The sequence below is a fragment of the Nonomuraea thailandensis genome (assembly GCF_024172165.1).
Taxonomy (GTDB): Bacteria; Actinomycetota; Actinomycetes; order Streptosporangiales; family Streptosporangiaceae; genus Nonomuraea; species Nonomuraea thailandensis.
This window is the reverse complement of record NZ_JAMZEB010000002.1, coordinates 8,479,982-8,499,711: the sequence shown is the minus strand read 5'-3', so window position 1 is coordinate 8,499,711 and position 19,730 is coordinate 8,479,982. Positions and strand designations below refer to the sequence as shown.

Below are 19,730 nucleotides of genomic sequence, written 5' to 3'. Positions count from 1 at the left end.
TGAGCCGCCACGACCTGCCCCCTGAGCCGCCGACGACCTGGCCCGCTGAGCCGCCCGGCCCCCGGGCGCTTCAGGTCCAGGTCGCCGTGTCCGGATCGACGCCGTGAGCGCGGGCGTTGGCGTCGATGACGTCGCGGAGCCAGACCGCCAGGCCCGGCTCGATCGCGTCGTGGTAGGCCGCGAAGCCGGGATCGGCGGCGTGCTTCCTGCCCAGGCAGACCTGCATCGCGTGAGTGCAGTCGAAGTACACGCCGATGGAGGCCCTGTGCCGCTCGGCCAGGGCGTTCGCCTCGGCGCTGCCCGGCCTGACGCCGGCGCGCACGGCCGCCGCCAGGTCGTTCTCCAGCGCGGTGACGTCGTCGGCGACCCGCTGCCAGTCCTCGGGGGTCATGCCCGCGGCGCGCTCGGCGTACTGCACCCATTGAGGCGTGTCGCCCCACCGCTCACGCGCCCCCGCGACCGACGACGGCTCCCAGCGCTGCCCGAAGATGGCGACCTGCTCCTCGGCGGAGAGCAGGATGCCGGAGCTCGCGGCGTCGATCATGCGATCGACGGCGTCGACCATCGCCTGCAACCGCGAGATGCGCCGGACGAGCTCGGCGCGCTGCTGTCTCAGCGGCCCGGTCATGTCGACCGCGGGTGCGTCGAGCAGCTCACCGATGTCGTCGAGGGGCAGCCCCAGCTCGCGGTAGATGAGCACCCGGTGGACGCGCGCGACGTCGGCCGGCGAGTAGAGCCGGTAACCGCCGGAGGTCCGCCCGGAAGGGCGGACGAGGCCGATCGCGTCCCAATGATGCAGGGTGCGGACGGTGACCCCCACGTGCGCCGCCGCGGCCCCGACGGTCAGCCCGCCGGCGCCCGCGGCATCGTCCATCGCGGCGTCGGTCACGCGGTCGAGTCTGGCATGCGCGTACGCGGCGCCGGCCCCGGGGAGGCTGGTCAGGCCCGCCGGGTCATGGTCGATTCGTATCCGCCTCCGCCGGGGTAGACCCAGGCGCCGGTGACGGTGGCGCCGTCGGCGCTGAACGTGCCCTCGTAGTAGGCGGGGCTGCCCTTCGCGCCGCCCCAGATGACGAGCTTGTCGCCGGTCAGCTCGTACACGTAGTCGAGCGTGTTGCCGGTCGAGTCGTAGAAGCGGGACACCACGTCCGTGCCGGCCGGCTCGCCGAACGGGCGCAGGTTGCCGATCACTTCCATGCCCGTGACGGCCTGGCCGAACTGGGTGAGCTCGACGTGCTGGAGCAGGAAGAAGCCGCCGGGCATCCACTCGTACCGTACGGTTCCCTCGGCGCCGCCGCTGACCGTCCAGGTGCCGGTCAGCCGGTCCAGGGCCGTCAGCTCGGGGCTCGGCTGGTAGGTCTCGGACATCTCGTTCTCCTCATGGGTTCCGTGCTGAGTTGCTTGCCGGTACCTCGGAGGCCCGCGCCGGGTCTCGACACCGGCTTGATGTGATTCAGATCACAGAACGGCCGTGTCGAGAGCCGCGTCCCTGATCCGAGGTACCGGCAGGGACCCGTCGGGGACCCTGCGTACGCTTGCCCGGACGTCCGTCGAAAGAGGATCACCATGAAGTACCTGCTGCTCGGCTACACCCCGGCCGCCGCCTGGGACGCCGCGACCGCCGGCACCGCGTCCGAGGAGGCGCTGGCGGCCTTCGCCGCGTACCAGGAGTTCGAGCGGGACCTGTTCGCCAGTGGCGAGTTCGTCGGCAGCGAGGGCCTCGGGCATCCGGCGGTCAGCACCACGGTCCGCAGGACCGCCGAGGGCGTGGTGGCGACGGACGGGCCGTTCGCCGAGCTGAAGGAGGTCCTGGCCAGCTTCGCCGTGATCGACGTGGCGAGCCAGGAACGAGCCGTGGAGATCGCCTCGCGGATCGTCGAGGTGCTGGGCGAGCCGATCGAGATCCGGCCGATCATGGGCGAGGACTTCACCGCCTGATGGACCGCCTGGAGCCGGAGGGCAGCGTGAGCGGAACACCCGGCACGGCCGCGGACGCCGGCCCCCTGCCGCGCGTGGACGCGGACGCCCGGACCCGGCTGCGCGCGGAACCGGGGTCTCGGCTGTGCACGGACGCGGACGCCCGGACCCGGCTGCGCGCGGAACCCGGGTCTCGGCTGTGCACGGACGCGGACGTCGAGCGACTGCTGCGCGTCGAGGCGCCGCAGGTGCTCGGTGCGCTGGTGCGGCGCTTCGGCCGCTTCGAGATCGCCGAGGACGCCGTGCAGGAGGCACTGCTGGCCGCGAGCCGTTCCTGGCCGGCCGATGGCGTGCCGGACAACCCGCGCAGCTGGCTGATCCGCATCGGCTACCGGCGCATGGTCGATCTGCTGCGCGCCGACCAGGCCAGGCGCCGGCGCGAGCGGGAGGCCGGCGTCGCCGCCCTGGCCATGCAGGAGCCGGCCCGCCATCCGGGCCCCGCGCAGGAGACCGACGACAGTCTCGCCCTGCTGCTGCTCTGCTGCCACCCCGCGCTGAGCGCCACCTCCCAGGTGGCGCTCACGCTGCGCGCCGTGGGCGGCCTGACGACCGCCGAGATCGCGCACGCGTACGGGACCGCAGAGAACACCATGGGCACCCGGATCAGCCGCGCCAAACAACAACTGGCCCGTGCCGGCGCCCGCTTCACCCCGCCCACCGACGCCGACCGTGACAGCCGGATGGCCGCCGTGACGCAGGTCCTCTACCTGATCTTCAACGAGGGCTACACGGCCTCCACCGGCGACCGCCTCGCCCGCGTCGACCTGACCGGCGAGGCCATCCGGCTGACCCGCATGCTCCACGCTTCCCAGCCGGCCGACTCCGAGGTCGCCGGCCTGCTGGCGCTGATGCTGCTCACCGAGGCGCGCCGCCCCGCCCGCACCGGCGGCCACGACGAGCTGGTGCCCCTGGACGAGCAGGACCGTACGCGCTGGAACGCCGCCCTCATCCGAGAGGGCACCGAGCTGATCGACAGCGTCTGGAGCCGCCGCGAGGCCGGCCCCTACCAGCTGCAGGCGGCCATCGCGGCCGTGCACGCCGCGGCCGCCGCGCCCGAGCAGACCGACTGGCCGCAGATCGCGGCGCTCTACCTGTGGCTCGAACGGCTCAACCCCACCCCGCCGGTACGGCTGAGCCGGGTGGTGGCGGTGGCCAAGGCGTACGGGCCGCCTCGGGGGCTGGCCCTGCTCGACGACCTCAACCGCCGCTTCCGGCTCGACCAGGACCCGCTGATCCGGCAACGCGAACGCGCCGTACGCGCGCACCTGCTGCGGATGACCGGCGACGCGGCGGGCGCCGCGAGACTGTACCGCGAGGCGGCCGCCCTGACCGGCAACCTGGTCGAGCAGCGCTACCTGCTCGACCAGGCCGACCTCCTCGGCTGAGGACGCGGCCCGTCCCCGGTGTCAGACCCGGGCGGCGTCGAGCTCGTCGAGCATGGCGTCGAGTACGTGCATCGCCCGCCACGCCTTGGTCATGCCGAACTGCGCGGAGAACCGTACGACGGCGCGGGCCTCCTCCGGCGTGGCGCCGGCGGCGAGGGCGCGGGTGAGGTGGGCACGGAAGCTCTCCTGAAGGGTCTGGAAGAGTACGTCGACGGTCATCGTGACGAAAGCGCGCTCACGCACTGACAGCAGCCGCATGCCGGCGCGCATCCGGGACTGCAGATCCATGTAGCCGCCGAACGGCGCGTCGAGCGCGGTCACGGCCTGCCGCATCGACTCGGGGAGCGGGCTGCCCGTGCCGCCGGCGTTCACCTCGTGCCCCTGGCCGGTGGGGGCGGGCAGGGCCTGCTCCCGTTCCAGGTCGGTCAGGCGGGCGAGCGCCGTCAGGGCGGCCGGGTAGCCGCTGTCGTAGGCGACGAAGCGGAGCAGCTCGCGCAGATCGTCGGCCGACAAGCCGCAGTCCGCCGCCATCGCCACGTGTCGCTGGAAGGACAGCCCGAGGGTCTGCTGGCAGACGTCGGCGGTGAGGCACAGCAGGGCCTTCTCGCGCCTGGTGAGCTCCGGAACCTCTTCCCAGAGCAGACGATCTGTGGCGGCGCTCATCTCGGCGAACACCGAGTCCAGCGCCTCTACCTGGCTCTTCACAGGAACTCCTCTATGTGAACGACTGTAGCGCTACGACTGTAGTGCAACGCGCGCCCGCCTACAATGGGCGGCCATGGACGACACCACCCCCGCCCGGCCCGAACCTCGCGCTGACCGGCGGGGCCGCAACCCGCGCGGCCAGGGAGAGCGGCTGCGCGCGGACATCGTGGCCGCCGCTCTGCGGATGCTGGACGAGCTCGGCGACGACCAGGCCCTGTCCATGCGCGCGGTGGCCCGGGAGGTCGGCGTCGCGGCGACCTCGGTGTACATCCACTTCGCCGACCGGGACGCGCTCGTCCTGGCCGCGCTGGAGAGATTCCACGGCGAGCTCGTGGAGGCCGTCGACCAGGCCGAGGCCCGCGCGGCCGGCCCGGCGGCAGGGCTGCGCGCCCGTGTCCTGCTCCTGGGCCGCTGGGTGCAGGAGCACCCTGGCCTTTACAAGGTGCTGCACGAGAGCACGCTCAATCAGCGGGTGGCCATGTCGTTCAAGCAGGAGCTGGCCGAGCGCACCACCGCCGCGGTGCGGCGGTGCATCGACGCCGGGCTGGCCCCCGCCGACGACGCGGCGGCGGTCTCACTGGACCTGCGGGCCGCGGTTCACGGAGCGGTGTCGATGCGGGTCAACCAGCCCGACCTGCCATGGCCGCCTCTGGAGGAGCAGGTCGATCGTTTCCTGGCCAAGCTCGTCGGCCTCACGCCCGAAGCAGGCAGCCGCTGATCCTCCTCACGGGCGAGGTCGGCCTGGGTGCGCAGGTGCCGGCGGCTGTCCGAGGTTGCGCAGGAGGGCGTTCTCCAGGTGCACGGAGATGTCGGCCAGCCGCCAGCCCTCCCGTGCGGCCCGGCGGGCCAGTTCCTCGTGCAGCTCGGCGCTCACCGGGATGACCTGGTGCCATGAGTCGAGGATGGGCTGGTACTTGCGGCGGATCTCGTGGTCGTGGCGGATGACGGGGTTCCTGTCGGGCCTCGGCCAGAAGCTCGCCGAGCGGTGGCTGGCCGTGCTCGTCCTGCCCGGCGCGCTGTTCGAGGGCGTGCTCTGGCTCGCCGCCAACACGCTCGCGGGGCCGGTCGTACGCTGCTGGTTCATGCGGGGCCCGACGTGGCCGGCCCGGCCTCTGGTCGAGCGGCGCAGGAAGCGCTGGGACAGGGCGCACCGCGACTACGAGACGGCGACGGCGGGCAAGACCGAGAGCGCCGCGGACTTCCAGCGCCGCCGGGGAGAGCCGGCCGCGCGGCGCAACGCCATCGCCCTGGCCCGTCCGTTCCGGCCGACCTGGATGGGCGACCAGATGGACGCCGTCCTCACCCGCGTCCACCATCGCGGTCGGCCACCGCAGGGGAAGGGCGGCGACGGGGACCCTGGCACAGGTGTGCGAGGCCACCGCGGACCTCTACGGGGTGGAGCTGGCCAAGGCGCTCAACGTCCCGCTCGCCGACGGCCAGGTCACCCCGCCCGCCGGCTTCACCATCACCGAGCTTCTCCGCAAGGGCACCTGAGACGCGCGGGGGCCGCCTGGCGTCAGTCGCTCCACTTGGGCCGGCGCTTGCTCAGGAACGCGGACATCCCCTCCCGAGCCGCGGCCGACTGCGACGACTCCGCCATGACCTGGGTGGCGAGCTGGTACGCCTCCGCCTCAGGCAGGGAGAGCTGCTGGTACAGCGTGCGCTTGCCGAGCGCCTTGGAGGCCCGGCTGCCGCGAGTGGCGCGGCCCAGCAGGTCGGCGACGGCGGCGTCGAGGTCCGCGGCGGGCACCACCCGGTTGACCAGCCCCCATTCGAGGGCCTGCGCGGCGGTGATGGTGTCACCGGTGTAGGCCAGCTCGGCTGCGCGCTTGCGGCCGATGTTGCGGGCGATGGCGACCATGGGGGTGTGGCAGAACCAGCCGCCCTTGCCGCCGGGCGCGGCGAAGCCGGCGGAGTCGGCGGCGACGGCGAGGTCGCAGGTGGCGACGAGCTGGCAGCCTGCCGCCGTGGCCAGGCCGTGGACCCGGGCGATGACCGGTTGCGGCACCGATTCGATCAGCTCCATGAGGTGGAGGCAGGTGTCCAGGAGGGCGCGCACGGCGTCCTCGTCCGCCTCGGCGACGTCGGCGAAGTCATGGCCGGCGCTGAAGACGGGGCCCGCCCCGGCGAGGATGATTCCCGCGGCGTCGCTGTCGCCGGCGGCGGTGAAGGCGTTGATCAGATCGCGCAGATGGGCCAGCGACAGGGCGTTGCGCCGCTGCGGCCGGTTCATCGTGATCGTCACGAAGTCGACGTCGCGGTCGACCAGTACATGATCGAGGTTCATGGCGGGCTCCTGTTGATTGCGCGGGCCGCGTGACCGGCTACGTGGACATTGTTCCCACCCTTGAGAGGTGGCAGCCCTTCACCACAGGGCCGAGCTAGCCGCACGCACCGCTGCGGTACGGGACGTACGGGATGTAGCGCCGCCATTCGGCCTCGCTCAGTGAGCGCCCCGCTCTCGCGCAGACGGCCTTCGCGACCCGGGCGGGATCGGTCGGATAGGTCAGCAGGTCACGCTCGCCGCCGGCCGCGTGCAGCGTGCCGTCCGGGCCGAAGGCCAGCGATCGGGCACCCGCGGGCCCGGGGAACGGCGGCCCGACCTGCTGCCCGGTGGCGGTGTCCCACAACCGGATCTCACCGGACGTGGCCGAGGCCAGCAGGTCTCCAGCGGGAGAGAACCCGATCGCGGAGGCGTCACCGCTCGCGAGGCCGGCGGGAGCCCCGGCGCGTACGTCACGCACAAGCGCGCGGCGCGCCCCCGTCGCGGTGTCCCAGATGCCGATCTGCCCCTCTTCGCCGACGGCGACGAGCCGGCGGTCGGCGCTGAGGGCGACGACGTCGCCGGCGAACGGGCCGGTCCCGGCCAAGGGTGTCCGCCTGCCCGAGGCCAGGTCGACGATCTCGGCGCCCGACGTGAGCACGCGGTCGTCGGCGACGAACGTGAGCACCCGCCTGTCCTCGATCGGGAAGGCCCCCGTCATGCTGCGTCTCGTGAGGTCCCAGGCTCTGGTGTGCTCGGTGCCGTCCTGGTCCACGGCGACCGCCAGCGTCCTGCCGTCCGGGCTGAAGGCCTGGACGTGGCCGATGAGGTGGCTCGGATCGTGCAGATCGGGCAGGCGGCGCCGGGAGGCCACGTCCCACAGGCTCGTCCGGGGCCCGGCGCTGATCGCGATCGTGCGCCCGTCGGGGCTGAACCGCATCCAGGCGCCCGTGACGGCGGCGGGCTCGCCCAGGCCGTCGAGCTGTCCCAGAAGGCGGCGTTCGCGCACGTCCCAGAGTTGTACGGCCGCCGTGTCGCGGTCGAGCAGGGCGGCGACGCGGCCGTCCGGGCTCAGGGCGTGCCCCGCGATCGACGTCCGCGCCGGCACGGCCGCCTCGCCCAGGGACGGGGGCCGGGTGTAGGCGGAGACGTCGAGGGAGGTGACCGTCATGGGGGTGTCCGTGCTCAGATAGCGGAGCGTCCGGCCGTCCCGGTCGAAGCTCAGGGTGTGCAGGTCCTGGCGCCCCAGGGGGAAGGTGGTCAGGGGGGCCTGGTCGCCGATCCTCCAGAGCGTGATTCCGTCCGGATCGAGCACGGCCAGGCAGCGGCCGTCGGGGCTGTACGCTACCAGGCCGGGCCCGTAGGAGGTCCGCCACAGCGCGCCCGGCCTCGTCAGCGGCGGGCCGGCGGCCTTGCCCGACGTCACGTCCCACAGCAGCACCTCCGTCGGCCGGACGATCGCCAGGGTGCGGCCGTCCGGCGAGAAGCGCGCGGCCATGACGTCCTGGCCCTCCCGCGCGGCGGGCGCGCGAAGCCGCTCACCGCGCGAGAGGTCCCAGATCTCGCCAGGTCCCTCCTGCCGGAACAGGGCCGCGAAGCGGTCGTCCGGGCTGATCGCCACCGACTCGAACGAGCCGCGCTCCAGGACGGGCTCGCGACCGCCTGCCCGCCACAGCTCGGTACGGTCGCCCGCGGTGGTCGCGGCGTAGACCCGGTTCCCGTCGCCGAAGCCGGCGCCCGTGAGGCGGGTGTCGAGGGCGCCGGCAGGCCGTCCGGAGACCAGGTCCCACAGCAGGACCCCGTCGCCTTCGACGTCGCCGGCCAGCGCCGCCAGCCGGCCGTCCCGGCTCAGGGACATCTCGCCGTCCGCGCCGGGCATCGGGACGGGGGCCGTGCGGAGCTTCCGGCGGGTGGCCAGGTCCCACACGTGCACCTGCCGGTCGTCCCACGTGTGAAAGGTGCGCCCGTCGGAGCCGAAGTGGCCGTAGCCGGGCGCTAAGACGTCCAGGGCGGGCTGGGCCAGCGAGCCGTACAGGGCCGTGCGCGCCTCGGGGGCCGGGGCGATGTCCCAGGCGGCGGCGCTCAGCAGCATCGCCGCCGCCGGATCCTCGCCGCGCAGGGTCTCGGCGCGGGCGGCGACGGCCCGGGCCGCGGCCTCGTCCCGCTGCCGGGCGAGGTCCAGGCTCTGCCGGACGGCGATCGCCCCCGCGCCGAGCGCCAGCACGAGGAGGACGGCCAGACTGGACGTCACCAGGCGGCGGACCCGGCCGCGCCGGCGGGCGACCGCCGTGCCCGCGTCCAGGAACGAGCGTTCCTGGGTGTTCAGGGTCAGGTGCCGGCGGCCCGTGGCGGCCCATCGCAGCGCCGACTCCAGCGTCCTGCCCTGGAAGGGATCGCCCTGCCCCTCCCGCCAGCGCCGGGCCGCGACCGCGAGCTCGCGGTGGACGGCCAGGCCGGGACGCTCGGCCTCCACCCAGTCGCGCAGGCGTGGCCACGCCCGCAGCAGCGCCGGCCGGGAGATCACCACGTCCTGGCCGCCGGAGGTCACCATCGCGGCCTCCGCGAAGGCCGCCAGCACGTCGCCGGCGCCGGGCGGGAGCTCGGCACGCGCCACTCGCCGCACGGTGTCCTCGCTGTCGGGGCCGGCGGCGACCATCCGCAGGAAGATCTCGGGCACCAGCTCCTGGGCGGCGGGCGTCAGGTCCGCGTACACCTGCTCGGCGCGCGCTCCCAGCGAGGGATCGCCCGAGCCCGCGCGCACCTCCGACGCCTTCTCCACCCCGGCGGCCAGCGGATCCCGCACGGCCCCCAGCAGCCTCATCAGCAGCTCCCGGGCGGCCGGCCGGTCGCCGGGCTCCTTGCCGAGGGCGGCGGCCACCAGCGAACGCAGCGGATCGTCCAGGTCGCCCAGGTCCGGCTGGGCCGTGAGCACGCTGTACATCACCGCGCCCAGGTTCTCCGCGTGGAAGGGGTCGCGGCCGGTGGCCGCGAACAGGACGATCGCTCCCCAGGCGAACACGTCGGCCGGCGTCCCCGCCCGCCGCCCGGTCAGGATCTCGGGCGCCATGTACGTGGGCGTGCCGGCCACGACCCCCGTGGAGGTCAGCGACATCTCGGCGGTCCTGGCGATGCCGAAGTCGATCACCCGCGGGCCGTCCGGGCCGAGCAGCACGTTGTCCGGCTTCAGATCGCGGTGGATGACCTCGGCCTCGTGGATCGCGGTGAGCGCGGTGGCGACGCCGACCGCGAGCCGGTGCAGGTCGGCGCCGCCGAGCGGGCCACGTTCCGCGACGAACCTGCGCAGGCTCGGGCCTTCGACGTACTCACTGACGATGTACGGCCTGGCCGCCCTCAGATCGTGCCCGAGCACCCGGGCGGTGCAGAACGGGGTGACCCGCTCGGCGGCGGCCAGCTCCCGGGTGAGCCCGTGCCGCAGCTCGACCCCGTACAGGATCTTGATGGCGACCCGCCGGCCGGAGCCGTCGTACGCCTCGTAGACGACTCCCTGCCCGCCCGACCCCAGCCGCCCCGCCAGCCAGTAGTCGCCCAGGCGCGCCGGATCGCCTGGAAGTAGCTCCGCCGAACCGCCCATGTCCCCGTCCCCCCGTCTCTTCCGACCCCCATGCCGTTAGTCGAGACGGGGGCCGGGTTTGTTCGGCGTTCCCGGATCACGTGGGCACCGTCGGCTCCGTGGACGAGGGTCAGGAGAGCTTGCGGCCGAGGAAGTCGCGGATGAGACCGGCGATCTCACGTCCGTGGGTCTCCAGGGCGAAGTGCCCGGCGTCGAGGAGGTGGATCTCGGCGTCGGGCAGGTCGCGGGCGTACGCCTCGGCGCCGGCGGCCCCGAAGATCTCGTCGTTGGCGCCCCACGTCACGAGCAGGGGCGGCTGGTGAACGCGGAAGTACTCCTGGAAGCCCGGGTAGCCGTCGAGGTTGAACTGGTAGTCCCAGAAGAGCTGGAGCTGGATCTCCTTGTTGCCCGGCCGGTCCAGGTACGCCTGGTCGAGCACCCACGTGTCCGGGTTGACCCGATCCAGCAGGCCGGCGGGCACGCCGTGGGTGTACTGCCAGCGGGTGGCCTCGGCGGTCAGCAGCTCGCGTACCGCGGGCTCGTGGGCGGCGCGGTCCTTGGCGTGGGCGAACAGCACCTCCCAGAACGGGGTGAAGCCCTCCAGGTACGCGTTGCCGCTCTGCGTGATGATCGCGGTCACCCGCTCGGGGTGACGGCTGGCGATGCGCAGCCCGATGGGGGCGCCGTAGTCGTGGATGTAGAGGGCGAAGCGGTCGATGCCCAGAGTGTCGAGCAGGGCGAGGGTGATCTCGGTGAGCTTGTCGAAGCTGTAGGGGAACTCCGCCACCGAGGGCGCGGCCGACTGGCCGAAGCCGATGTGGTCGGGGGCGATCAGGTGGTAGGAGCCGGCCAGGTCGGCGATCAGGTCGCGGAACATGGCGGAGCTGCTGGGGAAGCCGTGCAGGAGGACCAGGGTCGGGTTCGCCGGGTCTCCCGCCTCCCGGTAGAAGACGGGCAGGCCCTGGATCTGAACCGTGGTGTGGCGCGTCATGTTCGGGTGCTCCTGATCGGTTGGTGGCGGAGTCGCGGGGGCGGCGGCTGTGCGGGCACTCACGGCCGCCGCCAGCTTCTAACGGTCATATTTGCCTGTAACCGTTAGAAGCTGGCGGGTCATTCCCGATCGGACGAAGAAAATGTCACGACGGCGGGATCACGGCGCCTGGGTTGGCGACGCGTGCCTTACCGTTGCCGAAACCGACATGACCATGTGAGACGGCTGGAGCCATGACGAACGTACTTCCGGTCACCCTCGACGACGTCCGTGACGCCGCCGCCCGGCTGAAGGGTGTCGCGCATCGTACGCCCGTTCTGCGCTCGCGCACCCTGGACGGCCTGGCCGGCGCCGAGGTCTTCCTCAAGTGTGAGAACCTGCAGCGGGTCGGCGCCTTCAAGTTCCGGGGGGCCTACAACGCCGTCTCCCGGCTCGCCCCGGAGCGACTGGCCAAGGGCGTTGCCGCGTACTCCTCCGGCAACCACGCCCAGGCCGTGGCGCTGGCCGCCCGTGAGCTGGGTAGCAGCGCGGTGATCGTGATGCCCGAGGACACCCCGCGTTCCAAGCGGGAGGCCACCGCCGGGTACGGCGCGGAGGTCGTCACCTACGACCGTTACACCGGTGACCGGGTCGCCATCGGCGAGGCGCTGGCGGCCGAGCGTGGTCTGGCGCTGATCCCGCCGTACGAGCACCCCCACGTCATCGCCGGTCAGGGGACCGCCGCTCTGGAGCTGATCGAGGAGGCCGGTGAGCTGGACGGGCTGCTGGTTCCCGTCGGTGGTGGCGGGCTGATCGCGGGCAGTGCCACGGCGGCCAAGGGGCTGCTGCCGGGGGCCCGGGTGATCGGTGTGGAGCCGGAAGCGGGTGATGACACCAGGCGGTCGCTGGCGGCGGGGGAGCGGGTGTCGATTCCCGTCCCGCGCACGATCGCCGACGGCCAGGCCGCCGACATCCCGGGCGAGCTGACGTTCTCCATCAACCAGCACCTGGTGGACGACGTCGCCCTCGTCTCCGACGACGACATTCGCGCGGCCATGCGCTTCGCCTTCGAACGCCTGAAGATCGTCATCGAGCCGAGCGGCGCCACCCCGCTGGCCGCTCTCCTGTCCGGGCGGCTGGAGCGCGTGCCGCCGCGCCTCGGGCTGATCATCTCCGGCGGCAACATCGACACCCGGCGTTTCGCCGAGCTGTGCGCGCAGGCGCCCCCGGCCTAGGCAGTCAGAAGCCCGGCACCGTCGCGAGCTCGGCAAGGATCCCGGCCACCGGGCCGAGGCTGATCAGGCCGCTCGCCGCCCCCGCCAGCTCGTCCGAGGCCGGGAGCAGCGCCGCGTGCGCCCGCCGCAGCACCGGCAGGTCCTCCAGGCGCAGGGCGCCGAGGGCGAGGAGGGCCCACAGCCCCTCGGCGAGGAGGTCGTGAGGGGGCTCGGGCGCGTCCCGCAGGGCGTCGGACGCCTCCTCCCGGCGCCCCGCGGCCAGCAGCAGGAGCGGGAGCACCCATGGCTGGTAGGGGCCGAAGCGGCCGGGGTCCTCCCACTCGGGAGCACGGCCGTGGCGCAGCCGCAGGGCGAGCAGGGCGAGCGGCGCCAGGCCCTCGCTCAGGCCGGGCATGCCGGCCGAGCCGAGGAGCGCGATGGCGGCGCGGTAGGCGCTCTCCTTGTCGGCGTAGGACGCGGCCGGACTCTCGGCGAGCCGAAGCGCGCGATACCAGGTGGTGAACACGGCCACCAGGGGCCGGTCGTGGCGCTCGGCCAGCCGGTCGAGGCGGGCGGCGTGCTCGTCACCGGCGGCGAAGTCGGCGACCGCCCCGGCGGACTGCAGCCGGATGAGGCGGCCCAGCACCTCATGGGTGGGCGACGCGTGCCGTTCGCCCAGGCCGGCGATCTCCGAGCCGATGGCGTCGCGCCGCCCGGACAGGCCCGTGCGCTCGAACGACTGCATGTACACCCCGTTGAGGGCGAAGGCCAGCAGCGCCGGATCGTCCAGGTCGCGGGCGAGCCGCTCGGCCTCCTCGGCCGCGGCCCGCGCCCGCGGCGACGCCGTGCCGCGCGACTCCAGGGCGACGGTCGCCAGCACCAGGGCCCGCACGGCGGGGGCGGTGTCCGCAGGCAGCCGGGCCAGCGTGCGTTCGGCCGTCGCGACCACGCGCGCGGCCTGCGCGGGATCGTCGGAGCGGGTCCAGTTCGCCGGGACGTCGTAGGCGCCGATCACCCGCGCGGTCAGCTCGGCGTCACCCAGCTCCTCGGCCGCCTCGACGGCGGCGGCGCGGTGCTCGCGGGCCGCGAGGAGACCGCTTCCGCCGGTGACCGCCAGGCCCCGCATGAGCCCGGCGGTGGCCTCCAGGCGCAGGCGGGCGTCGGGTGCGGCGCGGTCGAGCGCGGCCGTGGCGCCGGCCCACACCCGGGCCGCCGCGTCGGCGGGGGCGTCCAGCCGGCCGGCCTGCCGCAGGATGTCGGCCTCCAGCTCCCGCAGCCCGCGGCCCGGGTCGAGGCCGAGGTTGTCGGCCAGCTCCGTACGGGCTCCGCGCAGGACCGCCAGGGCGTCGGCCTGCCGCCCCGCCCGGTAGAGGGCCAGGGCCAGCAGCCGCCAGGCCTCCTCCCGCCAGGGATGGGCGCGGGCGTGCGCGTCCAGGTCGGGAACGGCCTCGGCGGAGCGGCCGAGGTCGAGCAGCGCCTGGGCGCGCCGCTCCACCGCGCGCAGCCGCAGCTCCGCCAGGCGTGCCTGCTCGGGCCGGGCCCAGGGCGCCTCGGCGAACTCGGCGTAGGCGGGCCCCCGCCACAGCGACAGGGCCGCGTCCAGCGCAGGGAGCAGCCGCGCGGGCGGGGCGGCGGCCTCGACGGCCTCGGCGAACCGCCACGCGTCGACCTCTTGCGTGGCGGCCCGCAGCGCATAGCCCGGCCCGGCGGTGACGATCAGCCGGGGCGGTGTCCGGGGCGGACGGCCGGGCTCCAGCGCGCGGCGCAGCGCCCCGACGAAGGTGCGGATCGAGCCGACGGCACCCGCGGGCGGGTCCTCCCAGAGGTCGGCCGCGAGGAGATCGACGGGCACCACCCGGCCGCGGGCGGCCACGAGCCGGGCCAGCACCTCGCGATGCCGAGGGCCGTGCAGGGAGATCTCCTCTCCTGCTTCGCCCCAGGCCGTGACGGGCCCGAGAACACCGATGCGCATGGCCGTCGCCCCCTGTTCCCCCTGGGTCTCAGGCTAGTGCTGATTCGTTGCTGATCGGGGCGCGCCAAGGTGGGGACATCAGGTCGTCATCGAGATCATGAGGAGTGAAACGACCATGTCACCGGTCATCCCGGGCTTCGCCTACCATCGGGTGCCCGTCGCCGACGGCGTCACGCTGAACGCCGCCGTCGGGGGCTCCGGCCCGGCCGTCGTGCTGCTGCACGGCTTTCCCCAGACCCATCTGATGTGGCGGCACGTCGCCGCCGATCTGGCCGCGGATCACACGGTCATCTGCCCGGACCTGCGGGGTTACGGCGCCAGCGACAAGCCGGCCGAGGACGGGCCCGGCACCTACGCCAAGCGCACCATGGCGGCCGACGTCGTGGCGCTCGCCCGCCAGCTGGGTCATGAGCGGTTCGCGCTGGCCGGGCATGATCGCGGTGCGCTGGTCGCCTTCCGCGCCGGTCTCGACCATCCCGAGGCGATCACCCATCTCGCCTGCCTGGATGTGCTGCCGACGCTCGACATGTGGGATGTCATGCACGGGGTGTCGGCCGCCGTCGGCTGGCACCTGTATCTCATGGCGCAGCCGGCCGGGGTGCCCGAGCCGATGATCGCGGCCGTTCCCGACGCGTTCTTCGGCTCGTTCCTGGACCAGTGGGTGAAGGATCCGGAGGCGATCCCCGCGGACGTCCGTGCGGCCTACCTCGCCGCCTGCCGGGAGGCGATCCCGTCGATCGTCGCGGACTACCGCGCCTCGGCCGGTGTGGACGTGGCCCACGACGCCGCCGACCGTGACGGCGGCGCTCGCCTGCGCATGCCCGTCACCGTCGTCCAGCAGGACTGGGGCGCGGCCCTCGGCTACGACGCCACCGCCCTGTGGCAGGCCTGGGCCGACGACCTGCGTCACCACACCACGACCGCGGGCCACTTCATGGCCGAGGAGGCCCCGGCCGAGATCGTCAAGCGGCTGCGCGAGCTGCTCAGCCGCTGATCGAATGCGCCGGCCGGCGGGGGAATAGCCTACTCTTCTCATACCCTATAGGGGTATGACGAGTGGAGGAGATCGTATGCGACGCCTTGCCGCACCGGAGCCCGCCGAAGCGCCCGGAAAGTCCCGCGAGCTGCTGGAGGACATCGTCGCCAGGAGAGGGGGAGTGGGTGACATGGTCGCCACCATGGCCCACTCCCCGGCCCTGCTGCAGGGCTACCTGGAGCTGTCCCGTGCCATGAAGCGCACCAAGCTGCCCCGCGCGCTGAGCGAGAAGGTCTCGCTGGCCGTACAGGAGTGGATCGGCTGCGCCTCCTGCCTTCAGGCGCACACGGAGGCGGCGCGTGCCGCGGGGCTGAGCGAGACCGACGTCGCGCTCGCCCGCCAGGGCACCTCCACCGACGCCCGCGAGGCCGCGCTCATCGCGATGGCCGTCCGCATCCTGGCCGAGCCGTCCGCCATCGGCGACGACGACGTGGCCGAGCTGCGCGCCCACGGCTGGAGTGACCGGATCATCGCCGAGCTTCCTGGGCTGGTCGCCCTGAACCAGCTCACCGGCACGTTCAACCTGCTGGCAGGGCTTGAGCCGGTTGTCGCGGAGGCTTGATCGGGGCTCTCGCCGGGCATCGCCTCGCCGCCGTCCGGGAGGCCGGGGAGCTCGCCGCTGGCCCTTCATACCCGATGGGGGTATCGTCGTCGAAAGAAGTCGACGTGCGGGAGGCGTGCGGTATGAGTGACGCATCCGAGATGTCCGGCGAGGCGCAGGTCGAAGGGTTCGCCGCGGACGGCTACGACAAGGTGCGCGAGGTCTTCCAGAAGCTGGTCCATGACGGCCGGGAGACAGGGGCGGGAGTGTCGGTCTGGCGCGATGGGCGTGAGGTCGTCAGGCTGAGCGGGGGATGGGCCGACGCCTCACGGCGCCGCCCCTGGCAGGCCGGCACCCTCGTCCAGCCGTACTCGCTGTCGAAGTCCTTCGTGACGCTCGCGGCTCTGGTGGCGGTGCGCGACGGTGTGCTGGCACTCGACGAGCCGGTGGCCGGGCACTGGCCCGGGTACGGAGTCGCAGGCAAGGACCGGACGACGTTGCGCCACGTCCTCACGCACCGGGCGGGACAGCCGCGGTTCCCTCCGGAGGCGGCCGGTCTGGACCTGCTGGACGACGCCGGGCTGCGCGAGAGCCTGGCGAAGGCGGCGCCGGAGTACGTTCCAGGCACGTCGCTCGGGGAGCACGCGTTGACCTACGGGCATCTGGTGGACGGCGTTCTGCGCGCGGGCGCCGGCACCACGCTGGGGGAGACGTTCAACGAGGTCGTGCGGCCCGCGCTGGGGCTGGACGCGTGGTTCGGGGTGCCGGACGACCTGCTGGAGCGGGTCGCCGACCTGGAGTACGCCGACCCCGACTGGCCACGCCGGTTGCACGCCGCGCCGTGGCTGCGCATTCCGGACGGGACCTTGGACGTCGAGCGGGCGAACTCCCGAGCGTGGCGGCAGACGGTCTTCGGCGCGGTCAACCTCCACACGACCGCCACGGCCATGGCCCGGTTCTTCTCCGAGCTGACCGCCGAGGACGGCCCCGTGGGCGCCCTGCTCGGGCCGGAACTGCACGCCGAACTGCTCGCTGCGCAGGTCACGGACTTCGACGAGGTCTTCGGGACCAGGATCACCTGGACTCTGGGCTTCGTCCGGGACCATGGCAAGATCGCCAAGGGCGGCATCGGCGGCTCGGCCGCCTGGTGGTCGCGCAGGCATCACCACGGCTGTGCTTACCTGACCCGCCGGCTGGACGATCACTCCAGGGCCGCGGAGATCGCCGCCGCCCTGGGAGACGACCTGACGGTCGTGGGCGAGGACTGACCTGGAGCGGTGGGCGAGATCCTTCGCGGGCGCCCGGCCGCACGGCCGGCGCTGCGACGGATAACACGTTCGTCACCATGGGCCCGCTCGTCCGGTTCCGGCAGCACTCTTGAGGCATGTCGACAGCGGACGACACCCCCGGCAGCTCCTCCCGCGAAGAGGAAACGCGGCGTGCCCCACTGCGGGCACAGGCCTCCGGCCAGGGCCGGGTGTACCAGTCCGCCAGGGACCAGACCATCCACCACCACTACCCGCCCGCGCCGGACCCCGGCCAGATCGTCGAGGGCGACATCCCGCAACGCCCGCCCGGCTTCCAGCCGCGGGAGCTGCTGCTGGGGCAGCTCGCCGAGCTGCTCGGCGGCCCGGCTCCGGATCACGGCGTGCGGGACGCAGGTGGCGGGGCCGCGGTGATCTGCGCGGTGGCCGGTACGCCCGGGGTGGGCAAGAGCATGCTGGCCGCCTCCTACGCCTGGGCCTGCCAGGCCGCGCGCTGGCCGGTGGTGGCCTGGATCGCCGCCGAGACCACCGACCAGATCCAGACCGGCCTGGCAGCTCTGGCCGAGCGGCTGGGCGAACGCCGCTCCGACGAGGACGCCGCCGCGGCCGCCCGCCGCGCCAGGGCGTGGCTGGCCGCCACCGCCCAGCCGGTGCTGCTGGTCTTCGACAACGCCACCGACGTGGCGGCCGTTCGCCGCTGGTGCCCCGCCACCGGAGCGGCCCGGGTGGTCATCACCACCCGCAACCGAGCCTTCGCCCGCGCGTACGCGCCGCTGGAGGTGGAGGTGTTCACCCCCGGGCAGGCCGAGGCCTTCCTGCGGCGGCGCACCGGCCTGATCGACCCCGAGGGCGCCGCTGAGCTCGCTCACGAGCTGGGATGTCTGCCGCTGGCGCTGGCCCAGGCCGCCGCGGTGATCGTCCGCCTGCGGTTGAGCTACGCGGGCTACCTGGAGCTGCTGCGCGGCCTGCCCGCCGGCGACCAGCTGACCGCGCAGCATGGGGACGCCTACCCGGCCGGCACCGCCGAGGCCATCATGCTGTCGGTCACCCAGGCCGAGTCGGCCCTGCCCTTCGCCCAGCAGTTGCTGTCGGTCCTGGCCGTGCTGTCGCCCTCCGGCGTCCCGCTGCGGGTCCTGTCCGCGCTGAGCGATGCGGGCAGCGCGGAGAGCGTCGAGCCGGTACGCCTGCGAGAGATGCTCGCCGACCTGGCCGACACCTCGTTGATCACCTTCAGCGAGGACGGGACCACGGTCCTGATGCACCGCCTCGTCCAGCGCGTACTGTGCGACCGGGCCGCCCGCCACGGCGACTTCGACGCCGTCCTTGACCAGGCCGTCGCCCTGCTCCAGGACTACGCCGACACGCTGCCGGACGGCGCCGGGACCTGGGCGGCCCGCGCCGCGGTCGAGATGCTCATCGACCAGTGCGACGCCCTCTACCGGCGAGTCCCCGCCGGCGAGCTCCCCGATGATCTCCTGGCACTGCGGATCTGGTGCGGCAGAGCCCTGTACGACCTGGCCGAGCTCGCCCGCGCCGGGCAACTGCTCGATGCCACCCTCGCCGACTGCGTGCGGGTGCTCGGCCCCGACCACCTCCATGCCCTGGCCTGCCGCACCTACCTCGCCTTCACCTACCGGGAGGCGGGGGACCTGGGCAGGGCCATCCCCTTGTACGAGGCGACGCTGGCCGACTGCGAGCGGATGCTGGGCGCCGACCACCCCGACACCCTGATGAGCCGCAACAACCTGTCCGGCGCCTACCACGCGGCGGGGGACTGGCGGCGGGCCATCGCGCTGCTCGAGGCCACCCTCGCCGACCTGGAGCGGGTGCTCGGCCCTGACCATCCCGAGACGCTGTCCTCCCGCCACAACCTCGCCATCGGCCACCAGGAGGCGGGGGACCTCGACCTGGCCATCCGGCTGCTCAAGGCCGCCCTCGCCGGCCGCGAACACGTGCTCGGCCCTGATCACCCCTCGACCCTGGCCTCGCGCACCGGCCTGGCCGGCGCCTATCAGGCGGCGGGGAACCTGAAGCGGGCCATCCGGCTGTTCGAGGCCACCGTCGGTGACTACGAGCGGGTGCTGGGCGCCGACCATCCCGACACCCTGACCTGCCGCACCGGCCTGGCCGGCGCCTACCAGGCGGCGGGGGACCTGGATCGGGCCGTCCCGCTGTTCGAACGGACGCTGGCCGAGCGCGAGCACGTGCTCGGCCCTGATCACCCCTCGACCCTGGCCTCCCGCACCTACCTCGCCGGCGCCCACCAGGCGGCGGGGGACCCGGATCGGGCCGTCCCGCTGCTCGAAGCCACCCTCAGCGGCTATGAGCGGGTGTTGCGCGCCGACCATCCCGACACCCTGACCTGCCGCACCTACCTCGCCACCGCCTACCAGGCGGCGGGTGATCCGAAGCGGGCCATCGTGCTGCTCAAGGCCGGCGTCGGGGACCACGAGCGGGTGCTGGGCGCCGACCATCCCTCGACCATGTCCTGCCGCAGCAACCTGGCCGACGCCTACCAGGCGGCAGGGAACCTGGGCCGGGCCGTCCCGCTGCACGAGGCCGTCCTCGCCGACCGCGAACGCGTACTCGGCCCCGACCACCCCGACACCCTGACCTCCCGCAACAACCTCGCCGGCGCCTACCGGGCGGCGGGGAGCCTGGGGCCGGCCCTCGCGCTGTACCGGACCATCGTCACCGATTGTGAACGAGTGCTGGGGAGCGATCACCCCGCGACCCGCGTCGTCAGGGAGAACCTGGTGATCGTCGCCACCGAGATCGCTCGGCGAAGGGCTCACGGGCGGCGGTAGCCGGTCCATGCGGTGGGGACGGGC

At 73.7% G+C, this 19,730-nt stretch carries 18 protein-coding genes; 9 read left to right on the top strand and 9 right to left on the bottom strand.

Going from position 1 to position 19,730, the window contains the following annotated elements:
• Positions 1 to 70: 70 nt before the first annotated feature.
• Entirely contained in the window at positions 71 to 889 is an 819-nt protein-coding gene (locus HD597_RS42775) for a MerR family transcriptional regulator (RefSeq protein WP_253751092.1), read from the bottom strand.
• 50 nt (positions 890 to 939) lie between these two features.
• Complete coding sequence (locus HD597_RS42770) at positions 940 to 1,368, bottom strand: hypothetical protein (protein ID WP_253751089.1); 429 nt, start codon at positions 1,366 to 1,368, stop codon at positions 940 to 942.
• 198 nt (positions 1,369 to 1,566) lie between these two features.
• Here HD597_RS42770 and HD597_RS42765 point away from each other — a divergent pair, with 198 nt between their 5' ends.
• On the top strand, positions 1,567 to 1,938 hold the full coding sequence (locus HD597_RS42765; protein WP_253751086.1) for a YciI family protein: 372 nt from the start codon (positions 1,567 to 1,569) through the stop codon (positions 1,936 to 1,938).
• Complete coding sequence (locus HD597_RS42760; protein ID WP_253751084.1) at positions 1,938 to 3,362, top strand: RNA polymerase sigma factor; 1,425 nt, start codon at positions 1,938 to 1,940, stop codon at positions 3,360 to 3,362. The genes HD597_RS42765 and HD597_RS42760 overlap by 1 nt, the downstream gene beginning before the upstream one ends.
• Before the next feature lie 21 nt (positions 3,363 to 3,383).
• Here the strand turns inward: HD597_RS42760 and HD597_RS42755 are convergent, their stop codons facing one another.
• Positions 3,384 to 4,067, bottom strand: coding sequence for a carboxymuconolactone decarboxylase family protein (locus HD597_RS42755; RefSeq protein WP_253751080.1), 684 nt, complete (start codon positions 4,065 to 4,067; stop codon positions 3,384 to 3,386).
• A gap of 73 nt (positions 4,068 to 4,140) precedes the next feature.
• Here HD597_RS42755 and HD597_RS42750 point away from each other — a divergent pair, with 73 nt between their 5' ends.
• Positions 4,141 to 4,785 (top strand): TetR/AcrR family transcriptional regulator, encoded by a 645-nt coding sequence (locus HD597_RS42750; protein ID WP_253751077.1) that lies wholly within the window; start codon positions 4,141 to 4,143, stop codon positions 4,783 to 4,785.
• A 6-nt stretch (positions 4,786 to 4,791) separates the two neighbouring features.
• Here HD597_RS42750 and HD597_RS42745 read toward each other — a convergent pair whose 3' ends face one another.
• The gene (locus tag HD597_RS42745) at positions 4,792 to 5,151 is read right to left on the bottom strand and encodes a hypothetical protein (protein WP_253751074.1); all 360 of its coding nucleotides are present in this window, start codon (positions 5,149 to 5,151) and stop codon (positions 4,792 to 4,794) included.
• 72 nt (positions 5,152 to 5,223) lie between these two features.
• Entirely contained in the window at positions 5,224 to 5,370 is a 147-nt protein-coding gene (locus HD597_RS42740; RefSeq protein WP_253751071.1) for a hypothetical protein, read from the bottom strand.
• A 62-nt stretch (positions 5,371 to 5,432) separates the two neighbouring features.
• Between HD597_RS42740 and HD597_RS65170 the strand changes: the two genes are divergently transcribed.
• Complete coding sequence (locus tag HD597_RS65170) at positions 5,433 to 5,561, top strand: hypothetical protein (RefSeq protein ID WP_276083166.1); 129 nt, start codon at positions 5,433 to 5,435, stop codon at positions 5,559 to 5,561.
• Between the two features lie 22 nt (positions 5,562 to 5,583).
• Here HD597_RS65170 and HD597_RS42735 read toward each other — a convergent pair whose 3' ends face one another.
• The 3 genes from HD597_RS42735 to HD597_RS42725 all read right to left on the bottom strand — a co-directional run bounded on the left by HD597_RS42735 (position 5,584) and on the right by HD597_RS42725 (position 10,892).
• Entirely contained in the window at positions 5,584 to 6,354 is a 771-nt protein-coding gene (locus HD597_RS42735; RefSeq protein WP_253751068.1) for an enoyl-CoA hydratase-related protein, read from the bottom strand.
• 94 nt (positions 6,355 to 6,448) lie between these two features.
• Positions 6,449 to 9,922: a serine/threonine-protein kinase gene (locus tag HD597_RS42730; RefSeq protein WP_253751065.1), complete on the bottom strand. Its 3,474-nt coding sequence runs from the start codon at positions 9,920 to 9,922 to the stop codon at positions 6,449 to 6,451.
• Between the two features lie 109 nt (positions 9,923 to 10,031).
• On the bottom strand, positions 10,032 to 10,892 hold the full coding sequence (locus tag HD597_RS42725) for an alpha/beta fold hydrolase (protein ID WP_253751062.1): 861 nt from the start codon (positions 10,890 to 10,892) through the stop codon (positions 10,032 to 10,034).
• 233 nt (positions 10,893 to 11,125) lie between these two features.
• Between HD597_RS42725 and HD597_RS42720 the strand changes: the two genes are divergently transcribed.
• A complete protein-coding gene (locus HD597_RS42720) occupies positions 11,126 to 12,106 on the top strand; it encodes a pyridoxal-phosphate dependent enzyme (protein ID WP_253751059.1) in 981 nt (326 codons plus the stop codon).
• Between the two features lie 4 nt (positions 12,107 to 12,110).
• Here HD597_RS42720 and HD597_RS42715 read toward each other — a convergent pair whose 3' ends face one another.
• Positions 12,111 to 14,057, bottom strand: coding sequence for an AfsR/SARP family transcriptional regulator (locus HD597_RS42715; protein WP_253751056.1), 1,947 nt, complete (start codon positions 14,055 to 14,057; stop codon positions 12,111 to 12,113).
• A gap of 115 nt (positions 14,058 to 14,172) precedes the next feature.
• Between HD597_RS42715 and HD597_RS42710 the strand changes: the two genes are divergently transcribed.
• From HD597_RS42710 to HD597_RS42695, 4 genes are all read left to right on the top strand, one after another.
• Positions 14,173 to 15,051, top strand: coding sequence for an alpha/beta fold hydrolase (locus HD597_RS42710; protein ID WP_253751053.1), 879 nt, complete (start codon positions 14,173 to 14,175; stop codon positions 15,049 to 15,051).
• A 76-nt stretch (positions 15,052 to 15,127) separates the two neighbouring features.
• Positions 15,128 to 15,655, top strand: coding sequence for a carboxymuconolactone decarboxylase family protein (locus HD597_RS42705; protein WP_253751050.1), 528 nt, complete (start codon positions 15,128 to 15,130; stop codon positions 15,653 to 15,655).
• Positions 15,656 to 15,777: 122 nt separating this feature from the next.
• Entirely contained in the window at positions 15,778 to 16,902 is a 1,125-nt protein-coding gene (locus tag HD597_RS42700) for a serine hydrolase domain-containing protein (protein WP_253751047.1), read from the top strand.
• 116 nt (positions 16,903 to 17,018) lie between these two features.
• Positions 17,019 to 19,706, top strand: a complete 2,688-nt coding sequence (locus HD597_RS42695) for a tetratricopeptide repeat protein (RefSeq protein WP_253751044.1) — start codon at positions 17,019 to 17,021, stop codon at positions 19,704 to 19,706.
• Positions 19,707 to 19,730: the final 24 nt, after the last annotated feature.